The sequence below is a fragment of the Glaciimonas sp. GG7 genome, assembly GCF_052976905.1.
In genome coordinates this window covers 18,206-31,456 of sequence record NZ_JBRIIQ010000018.1, presented here as the reverse complement: position 1 = coordinate 31,456, position 13,251 = coordinate 18,206, and the positions used below count along the sequence as shown (strand labels likewise).

General features: G+C 52.8%; 13 protein-coding genes. 12 read left to right on the top strand and 1 reads right to left on the bottom strand.

Annotated features, from left to right (window positions below; all coding sequences use genetic code 11):
* The first annotated feature begins 101 nt into the window (after window positions 1–101).
* From ACVBEF_RS06740 to ACVBEF_RS06695, 10 genes are all read left to right on the top strand, one after another.
* Entirely contained in the window at window positions 102–965 is an 864-nt protein-coding gene (locus ACVBEF_RS06740) for a hypothetical protein (RefSeq protein WP_447123165.1), read from the top strand.
* Window positions 962–1,804 (top strand): formylglycine-generating enzyme family protein, encoded by an 843-nt coding sequence (locus ACVBEF_RS06735; RefSeq protein ID WP_447123164.1) that lies wholly within the window; start codon window positions 962–964, stop codon window positions 1,802–1,804. The genes ACVBEF_RS06740 and ACVBEF_RS06735 overlap by 4 nt, the downstream gene beginning before the upstream one ends.
* Window positions 1,805–2,221: 417 nt before the next feature.
* A complete protein-coding gene (glnA, locus tag ACVBEF_RS06730; protein WP_447123163.1) occupies window positions 2,222–3,637 on the top strand; it encodes a type I glutamate--ammonia ligase in 1,416 nt (471 codons plus the stop codon).
* Between the two features lie 130 nt (window positions 3,638–3,767).
* Complete coding sequence (locus tag ACVBEF_RS06725) at window positions 3,768–4,256, top strand: DUF4124 domain-containing protein (RefSeq protein ID WP_447123162.1); 489 nt, start codon at window positions 3,768–3,770, stop codon at window positions 4,254–4,256.
* A gap of 182 nt (window positions 4,257–4,438) precedes the next feature.
* The gene (gene glnL, locus ACVBEF_RS06720; RefSeq protein WP_447123161.1) at window positions 4,439–5,521 is read left to right on the top strand and encodes a nitrogen regulation protein NR(II); all 1,083 of its coding nucleotides are present in this window, start codon (window positions 4,439–4,441) and stop codon (window positions 5,519–5,521) included.
* 65 nt (window positions 5,522–5,586) lie between these two features.
* Window positions 5,587–7,095, top strand: coding sequence for a nitrogen regulation protein NR(I) (gene ntrC / locus ACVBEF_RS06715; RefSeq protein WP_447123160.1), 1,509 nt, complete (start codon window positions 5,587–5,589; stop codon window positions 7,093–7,095).
* A gap of 69 nt (window positions 7,096–7,164) precedes the next feature.
* The gene (locus tag ACVBEF_RS06710; RefSeq protein ID WP_447123159.1) at window positions 7,165–7,782 is read left to right on the top strand and encodes a glutathione S-transferase; all 618 of its coding nucleotides are present in this window, start codon (window positions 7,165–7,167) and stop codon (window positions 7,780–7,782) included.
* Window positions 7,779–8,132, top strand: coding sequence for a YkgJ family cysteine cluster protein (locus ACVBEF_RS06705; protein WP_447123158.1), 354 nt, complete (start codon window positions 7,779–7,781; stop codon window positions 8,130–8,132). Before ACVBEF_RS06710 ends, ACVBEF_RS06705 begins: the two co-directional genes overlap by 4 nt.
* A gap of 140 nt (window positions 8,133–8,272) precedes the next feature.
* Window positions 8,273–8,632 (top strand): nucleotidyltransferase domain-containing protein, encoded by a 360-nt coding sequence (locus ACVBEF_RS06700; RefSeq protein ID WP_447123157.1) that lies wholly within the window; start codon window positions 8,273–8,275, stop codon window positions 8,630–8,632.
* On the top strand, window positions 8,629–9,018 hold the full coding sequence (locus ACVBEF_RS06695) for a HEPN domain-containing protein (protein WP_447123156.1): 390 nt from the start codon (window positions 8,629–8,631) through the stop codon (window positions 9,016–9,018). The genes ACVBEF_RS06700 and ACVBEF_RS06695 overlap by 4 nt, the downstream gene beginning before the upstream one ends.
* Before the next feature lie 29 nt (window positions 9,019–9,047).
* Here the strand turns inward: ACVBEF_RS06695 and prpR are convergent, their stop codons facing one another.
* Window positions 9,048–10,718 carry a propionate catabolism operon regulatory protein PrpR gene (gene prpR / locus ACVBEF_RS06690; RefSeq protein WP_447123155.1) on the bottom strand — a complete coding sequence of 557 codons (1,671 nt, stop codon included), beginning with the start codon at window positions 10,716–10,718 and terminating at the stop codon, window positions 9,048–9,050.
* 267 nt (window positions 10,719–10,985) lie between these two features.
* Here prpR and prpB point away from each other — a divergent pair, with 267 nt between their 5' ends.
* Both prpB and prpC read left to right on the top strand, forming a co-directional pair.
* Window positions 10,986–11,876: a methylisocitrate lyase gene (gene prpB, locus ACVBEF_RS06685; RefSeq protein WP_447123154.1), complete on the top strand. Its 891-nt coding sequence runs from the start codon at window positions 10,986–10,988 to the stop codon at window positions 11,874–11,876.
* A gap of 189 nt (window positions 11,877–12,065) precedes the next feature.
* Window positions 12,066–13,235, top strand: a complete 1,170-nt coding sequence (gene prpC, locus ACVBEF_RS06680) for a bifunctional 2-methylcitrate synthase/citrate synthase (protein ID WP_447123153.1) — start codon at window positions 12,066–12,068, stop codon at window positions 13,233–13,235.
* Window positions 13,236–13,251: the final 16 nt, after the last annotated feature.

Below are 13,251 nucleotides of genomic sequence, written 5' to 3'. Positions count from 1 at the left end.
ATCACTTGTCGCGCAAAGCCATTCATCAATGGCCTTGCGAAGACAAATCGATCTGCCGCTACGGCAGGACAGGCAAGCTCCCACTTTATGAGAACTGCATCATGCGAAAAATACTTCTTTTGGCGCTCGTGATCCTCTTGAACACCAGTATCCTTCCGCCGGTTTTTGCCAGCGATTTTATTATGTATTCTCAGAATCTCTTGCGTTTTGGTCACGGCGATAAGACGGCTGACAAATGCAAGGAGTTAAACATCAAAATGGCGACCGTAGATATCACCGTGTTGCAAGAAGTCATGAAAGAAGTCATGGTCGCCGATAGCAGCGGCGCGCCACCATGCAGTGTCCTTCCGGGGAGCGTCGGCTGGGTGTCTATGGGGCCCTATGGCAAGAATGCTTATAAGGAGTATTACCTCACCCTGTACCGAACCACGCCGCGTGTCGGCGGCCCTACTGTGGCCTATGCCAATCACGCGATGCAAGCAACGCCGCCTGATGACTATATGCGCCCACCCGTTGCGCTACTGTTTAACATCACGCCGGACGGCTCCAGCATAGTCAAGCAGGTTCTGATCGGGAATTTCCATGCCGTATGGGGCAAGACGGTCAGTGGACGCCGTGCTGAAGTAGAAAATGTCGCCAGGTTTTATACCAACCTGAAAACCGCCACTTTCGGTAATACGCCTCCTCCGGACGCGGGCCATAACATCATTATCGGCGGTGACTGGAATATGTCAGCCAGTGACCCCGGTTTCGATCATCTGAAAGTAGCCGGCGCTGTCATCGAACCTAATCTGCTCAGTAGTCTGACCCGGGCAGGCGCATTGAGCCAGCCCTACGATCATTTTGTGCATACGCCCTCGGTCACTTTGGCGAACGCTCAGGTGTACCCGGCCACAGAATGGGTTGCCTGGCGCAATCATGTATCGGACCATTTGGGGATTACCGCTGAAGTTACTTTGCCATGAGCGCCAGGCCAGCGCACGCCGTGTTACTGCTTTTGTTATTGGCAATATCGGTCACCGGCTTTGCAGAAGTTAACCGCGAATTGTCATTATTTCGCGATACCTTCAATGACGGCCAACGTGTTGGCCCCGTCATGATCGCCTTGCCCGGCGGCGCTACATCCATCGGCGATATTCCGCATGAGGTGCATTTAACGCCGTTTGCTATCGCTAAAGATGCGGCCAGCAATAACGAGTTCGTCGCGTTTCTCAACGCGGTTGGAGATACAGACGCCAGCGGTATTGGATTCCTGGTGCCGCGCGCGCACGGCTGTGCCGACATTGAACGTCAACATCATCATTTTCAAGTCATTGCAGGCAAGGAACAGTTACCGGTAACCGGCATATCGTGGAGCGCAGCGCTGGCCTATGCAGCGTGGCTGAGCACGCAAACCGGCAAATATTACTTCTTGCCCACGGAAGCCCAGTGGGAATACGCTGCACGTGCTGGCAGCAACACCACCTGGCCATGGGGTAATGACTTCGACAGCACACTGGCACTGTGCAATGCATCAGGTGAGTTCGCAGCTCCTGGCCCGGTCGGCAGCTACCCGCCCAATGCTTACGGCCTCAACGATATGGTGGGTAATGTCTGGCAATGGACGGCAGATTGCTTCCCGCCGGATCTGCGTGCGCTGGGTGTAGAAAACCCGAGTGACTTTCATGCCGATTGCAAAACGCCGGGCATTCGCGGCGGTGCAGCGGGCAATCCCTTGTTGCAGTGTCGTCCGGGATTTCGCGTTAATTACTGGTGGCGCGGTTCACCGACGAACCTGGGGTTTCGGGTCGTTCGCCTTGAATAGGAATAGGTTCAGAGAAGACATCTATTTGTCAGGTTAGATGCGCACCAAAATGGATCAAATATGATTAATTGAAATTTTAATGCACTTATTAAGTGCATTAATTTTTTGTCGCCCCAACATGGGTCGATAACTGTGTCCCTATCATTGCCGAATACTATTTTTATTGTTGATATAGACAGTAAAACAAGCAAATACAGGGCCAGACAGACCCCGTGCATAAGGTTGTGTATAGCGCCGGATGGTGGCATAGATTCTGCTATCATCCTCGGTTGAATTCAGTTGTATCGTTTTCATGTTTATATCGGTGTTCGAATGTCTCGCTCTTGCTTGCCTGAGAGATCGACGGTGCACCGCAGCCCAATTTTTGCATCATATTTGACAACATTAGCAGTTACTTTCTGACACTAGGAGTTTTACATGGCAATGACGGCCGCAGAAGTCTTGAAGATGGTAAAAGACAACGAAGTGAAGTTCGTTGATTTTCGTTTTGCCGATACCAGAGGCAAGGAACAGCACGTAACGGTTCCTGTTTCCCATTTTGATATGGACAAGTTTGAGTCCGGTCATGCATTTGATGGTTCTTCAATCGCCGGCTGGAAAGGTATCGAAGCATCAGACATGATTCTGATCCCGGACCCAAACACCGCCAATATCGATCCGTTCATGGAAGAAACCACATTGTTTATGCAATGTGACGTGATCGAGCCGTCCGACGGCAAAGGTTACGACCGTGACCCACGCTCGATCGCCAAGCGCGCAGAAGCGTATCTGAAATCATCCGGCTTAGGCGACACCGCTTATTTCGGTCCGGAGCCAGAATTCTTCATTTTCGACAGCGTCCGTTGGGATGCCGATATGTCGGGCTCGTTCGTCAAGATCGGTTCCGAAGAAGCATCGTGGAGCACTGGTGCCAAGCTGCCAAATGGCAACACTGGTCATCGTCCAACGGTTAAAGGCGGTTATTTCCCAGTGCCACCGGTCGACAGCTTCCAAGACATGCGCTCGGAAATGTGTCTGATTCTGGAATCCCTCGGGATCCCGGTTGAAGTCCATCACCACGAAGTTGCCGGCGCTGGTCAAAACGAAATCGGTACCCGCTTCTCAACCTTGGTTGAGCGCGCTGACTGGACTCAAAACCTGAAATACGTGGTCTGGAATGTTGCCCACACTTACGGCAAAACGGCAACGTTCATGCCTAAGCCTATCGTTGGCGACAACGGCTCTGGTATGCACGTGCACCAATCGGTCTGGAAAGATGGCAAAAACCTGTTCGCAGGCGACGGCTATGCAGGTTTGTCGGAATTCGCCCTGTTCTACATCGGCGGCATCATCAAGCATGCAAAAGCGCTCAACGCGATTACTAATCCAGGTACTAACTCTTACAAGCGTTTGGTCCCAGGCTATGAAGCCCCGGTCAAGCTGGCTTATTCGGCCCGTAACCGTTCGGCTTCGATCCGTATCCCGCACGTGCCGAATCCAAAAGGTCGTCGCATTGAAACCCGTTTCCCAGATCCACTGGCGAATCCGTACCTGTGCTTCTCAGCATTGCTGATGGCTGGTTTGGATGGCGTTCAGAACAAGATCCATCCGGGCGAAGCAGCATCGAAAGATCTGTACCATTTGCCGCCAGAAGAAGACAAGTTGATCCCAACTGTCTGCGCATCACTGGAAGAAGCATTGGAAGCGCTGGACAACGATCGCGAGTTCCTGACCCGCGGTGGTGTATTTAGCGACAGCATGATCGACGCTTATCTGGAACTGAAAATGCAAGAAGTCACACGTTTCCGTATGGCGACGCATCCGGTTGAGTTTGATATGTACTACTCGCTGTAAATTACAGACTTTAATTTGCATTAAGGTAGTGTAAAAAGGACGGGAAAAGGATACTTTTCCCGTCCTTTTGTTTTCGTCGGTGCAGTGTTTGACATAAACTATCGGCTTCATTGAATTGTGAAGAGAACCTATGAAACACCTTATTTCAGGCATGCTCATTGTTGCAGCCTTCAGTGCCATCAGCGCCGCGCAAGCCGATAATATCTATCTTTGTATCAATTCGAATGGCACCAAAGAGTACACAAATACCGGTGACACCAAAGGCTGCAAAAAAGTTGATTTACCGCCATTGACGATCGCCGCCCCGGTTCGCCCGCCAGCTGCCGCTGCGGTCAATAAACCGGCAACAGCGACGCCTGCGGATTTTCCTAAAGTAGATGGCGGCACGCAAAAGGCACGCGATAACGATCGGCGCCAGATTTTGCAAGACGAACTCAAGACCGAGCAGCAGAAATTGTCTGGCTTGGAAAAAGACTACAACAACGGTGTTCCCGAACGTCAAGGTAATGAGCGTAACTATGCCAAATATCAAGAACGCGTTGCCGCCATGAAAGATGACCTGACGCGCACCCAAAGCAATATTGACGCTCTCAACAGAGAACTGTCCAATCTCAAGTAATTCAAGCAAACGCATGTAATGATGCTCAATGTTGTTACTTAGATAGTGGTATCAACTTTGCTTACCTAAAAGCCGCATTTGCGGCTTTTGTTTTTTTAACTACGATGGCCGAAAGCGCGCAGCCGCCTGCACCAAATTGCATCACCGTTGCCCCCATCGTTTTACGCTAAAGAGATTTTTCTATGCAAATCAAAGTGACTGTACCGACTGCGACCGACGGACTGGAGTTACTGGCCTCGGCAGTCTTGTTGTTAGATCGGGAAGGGCGCATCGTCTATGCCAATCCGGCGGCAGAAAATTTGTTGGAAAGCTCCATCAAAGCGCTCAGACAGCAAAAGCTGACCGAATTGTTTTTAAATGGCGCGCAGCTCGCCGCCGTGTTTGAGCGCGCACTCGCGCACCAGTTTGATGATTTGCGCCAGGATTTGATATTGGATCGTCTCGGGCGTGATCCTCTATGGGTCGATACCATTGCCACCGCGCTCGATAATCCTGCCACCCCCGTTCTCATCGAATTGCGCGAAAACGTTCAGCAACTCAAGCTCGAGCGAGAAGAGCGCTTGCTCGATCAGAGTCAGGTCAACAAGGAGTTGATCCGCAATCTCGCCCATGAAATTAAGAATCCCCTTGGTGGTATTCGCGGCGCGGCGCAGTTGCTCGAACTGGAATTGCCCGAGCGGCATTTGAAAGAATTGCGCGAATACACGCAAGTCATCATCAAAGAGGCCGATCGCCTGCAAACTCTGGTAGACCGTTTGCTAGCCCCGCATCGCTTGGCCCACATCGTCGATGACGTCGATATTCACGAAGTCTGCGAACGCGTGCGCAGTCTGATCGTGGCTGAGTTTCCGCACGGCCTGACTATCAAGCGCGATTACGATCTGTCGATACCGCAATTTCGCGGCGACAAAGAACAACTCATCCAGGCCATACTCAACATTGCCCACAATGCCGCACTAGCCTTGGCCGATCGCATCCACAGCGGCGACGCCGATCTGACTTTTCAGACCAGAATCGTGCGTCAGGTCACCTTGGCCAAGGTCCGTTATCGGCTGGCATTAGACTTGCATATCATCGACAACGGACCGGGCATCCCAGTCGACATTCAAGAACGTATTTTTTATCCGCTAGTATCAGGGCGTGATGGGGGCAGCGGTTTGGGGCTGACACTGGCACAAACCTTTGTACAACAACACATGGGGGTGATCGAATGCGAAAGTCGGCCGGGATATACCGATTTCAGGGTATTGATACCGCTGCCTTAATTGGCCGCAGCCTGCAGTGCTGTACCTCAGAATGTCAACTGCAAGATTAAAGCCGAGAATATTAAATGAAACCAATCTGGATTGTTGACGACGACGAATCGATACGATGGGTGCTTGAAAAAGCGCTGGCGCGTGAGAATCTGGTCACCAAGAGTTTTTCTAATGCACGCGATGCAATCGAAGCGTTGCAATCGAGCACCCCGCAAGTACTAGTCTCCGACATTCGCATGCCCGGCGCATCCGGATTAGAGTTGTTGCAAGTCATTAAAGCCAAGCATCCCGGCGTGCCGGTCATCATCATCACCGCATTCTCGGACCTTGATTCTGCTGTGGCCGCGTTTCAGGGTGGGGCCTTTGAGTATCTGGCCAAGCCCTTCGATCTGGAAAAAGCGGTCGAGCTGATTCGTCGTGCGTTGACCGAAAGCTTGCGTGAAATCAATATCGAACAAGCCAGCGCCGAAACTCCCGAAATACTGGGGCAAGCCCCGGCGATGCAAGATGTTTTTCGCGCCATCGGGCGGCTCTCGCAATCGCATGTCACCGTCCTCATCACCGGTGAATCTGGTACTGGCAAAGAACTTGTCGCCCGCGCTTTGCACAAGCACAGCCCACGCGCATCGCAACCTTTTATTGCCCTCAATACCGCGGCGATCCCCAAGGATTTGCTCGAATCCGAATTGTTCGGTCACGAGCGCGGAGCCTTCACCGGCGCACAAGCATCCCGTCGCGGTCGCTTCGAACAAGCCGAAGGCGGCACGCTGTTTCTCGATGAAATCGGCGACATGCCATTCGATTTACAAACGCGCTTGTTACGGGTGCTGTCGGACGGGCATTTCTACCGCGTCGGCGGCCATCAATCGCTCAAAGCCAACGTGCGCGTGATTGCCGCCACGCATCAGAATCTGGAAACCCGCGTCCGTGAAGGTCTGTTCCGCGAAGATTTATATCACCGTCTCAATGTGATCCGTCTACGCTTGCCTAGCCTGCGCGAGCGGCGTGAAGATATCTCGATTCTGACGCGCCATTTTCTCGGACAAAGCGCCAAGCAACTCGGCGTCGAAAGCAAACGCGTCTCCGAAGGGGCGATGCGGTTTATCAGCGCGCTCGATTTGCCCGGCAACGTGCGACAGCTAGAAAATCTCTGCAATTGGATCACCGTCATGGCCCCGGGCCAAACGGTCGAAATCAAAGATTTACCGCAAGAACTGATCGCCGCAAATGAAAAGCCGATCATTCTTGACGCAGCTGCCAACGCCATCTCATCAGTATCGATAGCGCCCGATCAGCATGCCGCATCCCATGCAAGCTCGGCGATTGAATCTGAGGCCATATCCTCACCTCCTGACCGCAGCTGGATTAACCTGCTGGAAGCCGAAGCGGCGAGCATGCTCGCCAATGGCGACACCGATGTCATGGATGTGTTGGGCCGTCAGTTTGAATCAGCGCTCATCAAAATCGCCCTGAAACATACGCATGGCCGTAAAAACGACGCTGCGATTCGATTGGGTATTGGCCGCAATACGATTACCCGCAAGATTCAGGAGTTGGGAATTGCAGGGGCCAAAGACGACTAAACCTGGGTTAAATCGCACCAAACTGGCTGGCATCAGTAAAATGACAAGCTCATTGAGACCGAGTAAATCATGCCAGCCCTCCCCACGCTCTACACCTTTCGCCGTTGTCCCTACGCCATCCGCGCGCGTCTCGCCGTGAAAATGAGCGGGGTTGCGGTCAACATGGTCGAGGTCAGCCTGCGCAATAAACCGCAGGCAATGCTGGATTGCTCAACCAAAGGCACGGTGCCGGTCTTGCAATTGCAAGACGGCACCGTGATTGCCGAAAGTCTCGACATCATGCAATGGGCGCTGGCGATCAACGATCCGCAGCAATGGCTGGACGGTCGCGCCGCTCTGTCGCCAGAGGCGGCTGCCTTGATTGCGCAAAACGACGGCCCTTTCAAACAGCATCTTGATCGCTATAAATATGCGGAGCGCTTTCCCGAGTTTCCGGCGCACTATTATCGCGAGCAGGGCGGCGTATTTCTGGCGGTCTTAAATGATCGTCTCGCATCGCAAGCGTTTTTGATGGGCGAGACGATCAGCTTTGCCGACATCGCCATAGTCCCGTTTATCCGACAATTTGCGCACGTCGACAAAGCATGGTTTTACGCCAGCCCCAGTCCTCACCCGCACGTCATACGCTGGCTCGATGGCTTGCTGGGATCGTCGCTGTTTCTTTCTGTAATGGAGAAAACGGCATGACAAAAAACAGCCAAAAAATCCGATTTTTCCGCTCCCGTATTCCCACCTTTGCATGCGTCCCCGGCTGCCACGATTGCTGCGGACCGGTTAAGGCTTCGTCCGAAGAAATGGCGGACTTACCCTTCAAAACGGAGGCCGCGCATGATACCGCGCTGGCCGATTTAACCTGTGTGCATCTTGGCGAAAACGGCTGTCAGGTCTACGATGATAGACCACTGATCTGCCGCCTCTTTGGTACTACGCCGCGCCTTGTTTGTCCCAATGGGATGCATCCTGATGAGATGATTGATGTGCGTATTGAGGCTAAGATCAATCAGTTTTTTCGTGAAGTTCGGCATGTATTGGTTTGATTTTTGCAAACATAATCAAGCCTTTTTCTTCTGTAATACATGTCAAGAGAGCTTTATCAGGTTTGCAGGAGTGGTTTACACTCAGCATCTATATGATTTTTGAATCTCAACCGCAGCTAGCCAATGCAAGGAAAATAATCGTGGGTACATCATTGCTAAAAAATGCTGAAATGGACCCCGATACGGCGCGCGTGGTGAATGTATTTGCGACCATGGTGGCGCGTCAATACCCAGTAACGGGCATCATTTTGTTTGGTAGCCGGGCGCGGCATCACTACCGCCCTGATAGTGATGCCGATGTTGCGGTTCTGTTGCGTGGTCAGCGCGGACAGTTCCTCGATACAGTGCTCTCAATGGCCGATATTGCTTACGACGTTTTATTGGAAACAGGTGTATTGATTGAAGCTCTGCCGGTATGGGAAGACGAGTGGGATCATCCGGAAAACTATAACAACCCCGTTTTACTACGCAATATTGCTCGTGAAGGGATACGACTTTGACGCCGCATGATCTAATCAATAAAGCACTACGTGCGATCACATCGGCGCAATTGTTACTCACCGATGGCGATGCGGAGGGTGCCTGTAATCGTGCTTATTACAGTATGTTTGATGCCGCCCGATTCGCTTTGCATGTGATTGGTGAGACAGACGAAACGACGGTAACAAAAACGCATAGTGGCCTTATTTCAGCCTTTAGCCTGCATTTGGTTAAAACAGGTCGATTACCAGTAGAGTTCGGAAAAGCATTGAATCAGGTACATAGGCTGCGTTTAATCGCCGATTACACTGGTGATGAAGTCACCGCCGAGAAAACTAAATGGGCAATCGAGCAGGCGGTAACGTTCATCGACGCGATTCAACAATTTGCACGCAACGTTGAATAACGGTTTTCTTCAGTATTGCTTCCATCCAATTACTTCAACTTACGCCACAAAGTAGTCCGGCTAATACCCAGATATTTTGCCGTCGCTTCACGATTTCCCGCAAAGCGTTCCAGTACTTTTTCGATCGATTCGGTCGGCGCTTCTGGTGGTAACGTCGCGCCCGGATTGCGGTAGTTTTCGGGTGCACCATGCTTGGTCGCACCCAGCTCCGGTGCCAGTCGCAGAATGAACGCGGGTGTCAGCGCTTGCAGCGGTTCGGCCGCCAGATACAACGCCAGCCGTTCTGTCAGATTGCGCAATTCACGTACATTCCCAGGCCATGCATACGCCGCCAACAGCGGTGCGCAGGCCACCAGTTCGGCGTGCAGATTCGGATGCGGCCCGACGCCCAGCGACGCTAATGCATGCTTTAAGCGCCATTCTGCCAGGGTGATCAGATCCTCGGGATGGTCGCGCAGAGGCGGCAGATTCAAGCGCAGCACGGTCAGGCGATAAAACAGATCGGCGCGAAAACGGCCTTCGCGCACGCGTTCGTCAAGGTCGCAATGGGTGGCGCTGATGATGCGCACATCAACGGCAATCGGACGCGTGCCACCCACGCGCACCACCTGGCGTTCTTCCAATACGCGTAGCAAGCGGGTTTGCAACGGCAACGGCATTTCGCCGATCTCATCTAAAAATAAAGTACCGCGATTGGCCGCTTCAAATAAGCCTGCCCGGCCACCCCGGCGTGAGCCGGTAAATGCGCCTTCTTCATGACCGAAGAGTTCCGATTCGAGCAGCGATTCGGCCAGTGCGCCGCAATTGACGGCGACGAAGGGGCGGTTGGTTTTGGCGGCGATTTTGCCGCCGTGTTCGTGCGGATGTTCGCGGTGGATCGCTTGCGCCGCCAACTCCTTGCCGGTGCCGGTTTCGCCGTGGATCAGCACGGTCGCTGGCGAGCGGGCATACAGCACGATGGTCTGGCGAATATCTTCCATGACCGCAGAGTTGCCGCGCAAATCGTTGATTCCGTGTCTGGTGCGCAAGGTGTCGGTGACCTGGTCGCCGCGTCCGCGTGAGGATTCGAGTTGCGTCATGTGCGCCATTTCCAGCGCATCGTCAAAGGCCTGCCGGATCGAGCTGGCGGAGTAGACGAAGATCCCCGCCAGACCGGCTTCTTCGGCCAGATCGGTAATCAGCCCGGCCCCCACGATGGCCTTCACACCTAAGGTTTTGAGTTCGCTGATCTGGGCGCGTGCGTCTTCGGCGGTGGCGTAAGTGCGTTGAGCGATATTGAGCCCGAACATGGTTTGAAATTCGCGCAATGCCGGCAGCGTTTCCTGATACGTAATGACGCCCAGATGCGGGGAGATTTTGCGTGCCCGCGCCAGGGCTTGCATGAAATCGAAACCGCTGGCTTTGGCGATAATGACGGGAACCGACAACCGGCTTTTGAGATACGCGCCGTTGGACCCGGCGGCAATCACGGCGTCGCACCGCTCGGTGGTGAGCCGTTCGCGGATGTGTTGCACCGCGTCTTCAAAGCCGAGATTGATAGGAATGATGTTGGCTTGATGATCGAACTCCAGCGTAATGTCGCGGAACAGATCGAACAGGCGCGAGACTGAGACGGTCCAGATGACGGGTTTGTCGTTGTTGTCGGGATTGCCGGATGGCTGACGGTACGGTTGACGATACGGCAGGGATGGTCGTGACATGGCGGCCTTGTTTCATTGAGTGTTGCAATTTGTTTCAATAAACGTTTCAGATCTCGATTGTAACCCTATTTGGAACATGGTCGCCTGATTTGAAAACAGAGAAAAATAGAGGATAGATAGTTTAAGTTATTGATTTTTAACAATAATATTAGTTTTTGTGGCTGCTTTGCTCTGTCTGGCACGGTGATTGCAATGGAATGCAAATCAAACGTAGACCGCACGTAGACCGATTAACTGAAACAGTTTCAACAAACACAAGGTAAATTCATGACCCACTATTCCGCAGGCGCAGCATTTCGCCAGGCCGTGCAAGACGAGTCGCCATTGCAAGTCATCGGTGCCATCAACGCCAATCATGCGCTGCTGGCTAAGCGCGCTGGATTTAAGGCAATTTATTTGTCCGGTGGCGGTGTCGCTGCTGGCTCGCTTGGTTTGCCTGATCTGGGTATTTCGAGTCTGGACGACGTGCTCACCGACGTGCGCCGGATTACCGATGTCTGCGACGTGCCGCTGCTGGTGGACGCCGATACCGGCTTCGGCGCATCAGCCTTCAATGTCGCGCGCACGGTCAAATCGTTGATTAAGTTCGGCGCGGCGGCGATGCATATCGAAGATCAGGTAGGTGCCAAGCGTTGCGGTCATCGTCCTAATAAAGAGATCGTCAGCAAACAAGAAATGGTCGATCGTATCCGCGCCGCTGTAGACGCCCGTACCGATGAGAATTTCGTGATCATGGCGCGTACCGATGCGCTGGCGGTCGAAGGTTTGGATGCAGCATTGGATCGCGCAATGGCCTACGTCGAAGCGGGCGCGGACATGGTGTTTCCTGAGGCGATTACGCAGTTGGAGATGTATAAAACCTTTGCCACTGCACTCAAAGTGCCGGTATTGGCCAATATTACCGAGTTTGGTGCGACGCCGTTGTTCACGGTTGAAGAGTTGAAGACCGTCGATGTCGGTCTGGTACTGTATCCGTTGTCGGCATTTCGGGCGATGAATAAAGCGGCTGAGAATGTCTACACGGCAGTGCGTCGCGATGGCACGCAACAGAATGTGGTGGAGACGATGCAGACCCGGGTTGAATTGTACGAACGGATTAATTATTACGATTTTGAACAAAAGCTCGATGCGTTATTTGCACAGCAAAAAGCGAAGTAATTGTGACGCATTTTATTGCCATAAAAATTTCATCAAGCCGTTCGGACTGAGTAGGCACGAAGTGCCGTATCGAAGAATCACCCACGCAGGTGTGTACTTCGATAGGCCCTTTGGGCTACTCAGTAAGAACGGGTTTCTTAAATTGATATGTCAACGCACCCTAGTACATCCACCATCAGGAGAAATTGCATGAGTGAGCAAAACACTGTCGATACAGCACCGACACCATTCAAACCCAAAAAATCGGTCGCCCTCTCAGGCGTTACCGCCGGCAACACCGCCTTGTGCACCGTCGGTAAAACCGGCAACGATTTGCACTATCGCGGCTATGACATTCTGGACATCGCCGATACCTGCCAATTTGAAGAAATCGCGCATTTGCTGATCCACGGCAAACTGCCAACCAGCGCCGAATTGAAGGCCTACAAAGCCAAGCTCAAATCCTTACGCGGTTTGCCAGCGGGTGTGAAAGCCGCTCTGGAAACACTGCCAGCATCATCGAACGCCATGGATGTCATGCGCACCGGCGCTTCGGTGCTGGGTTGCGTCTTGCCGGAAAAAGACGATCACAACACCCCGGGCGCGCGCGATATCGCGGACCGTTTGATGGCGTCGCTGGGATCGATGCTGCTGTATTGGTATCACTACAGCCAGAACGGCAAGCGCATTGATGTTGAAACCGATGACGAATCGATAGGCGCGCATTTTCTGCATTTGCTGCACGGTAAAAAACCATCGGCGCAGTGGGAACAAGCGATGCACACCTCGCTCATTTTGTACGCCGAACATGAATTTAACGCCTCCACGTTTGCGGCCCGCGTTATCGCCGGGACCGGTGCCGATATCCATTCTGCGATTGTCGGCGGCATCGGCGCATTGCGCGGGCCTAAGCATGGCGGTGCCAACGAAGTTGCGTTCGAAACACAAAAGCGTTACGACAATCCTGATGAAGCTGAGGCCGATATCAAGAAACGTGTAGAGAGCAAGGAAGTCGTGATCGGTTTCGGCCATCCGGTCTATACCATCTCCGACCCGCGTAACAAGGTGATCAAGGAAGTGGCGCGCAATTTGTCGCAAGCAGCCGGTACGACCAAGATGTTTGATATCGCCGAACGTCTTGAGACGGTGATGTGGGATATCAAAAAGATGTTCCCTAATCTGGATTGGTTCTCCGCCGTGTCGTATCACATGATGGATGTGCCAACCGCAATGTTCACGCCCTTGTTTGTAATTGCGCGCACCTCAGGCTGGGCTGCGCACGTGATCGAGCAACGCATCGATAACAAAATTATTCGTCCGTCGGCGAATTATGTGGGTCCGGAAGATTTAAAATTTGTACCAATTGGCGAGCGAAAATAAACGTCCTGACATTCTG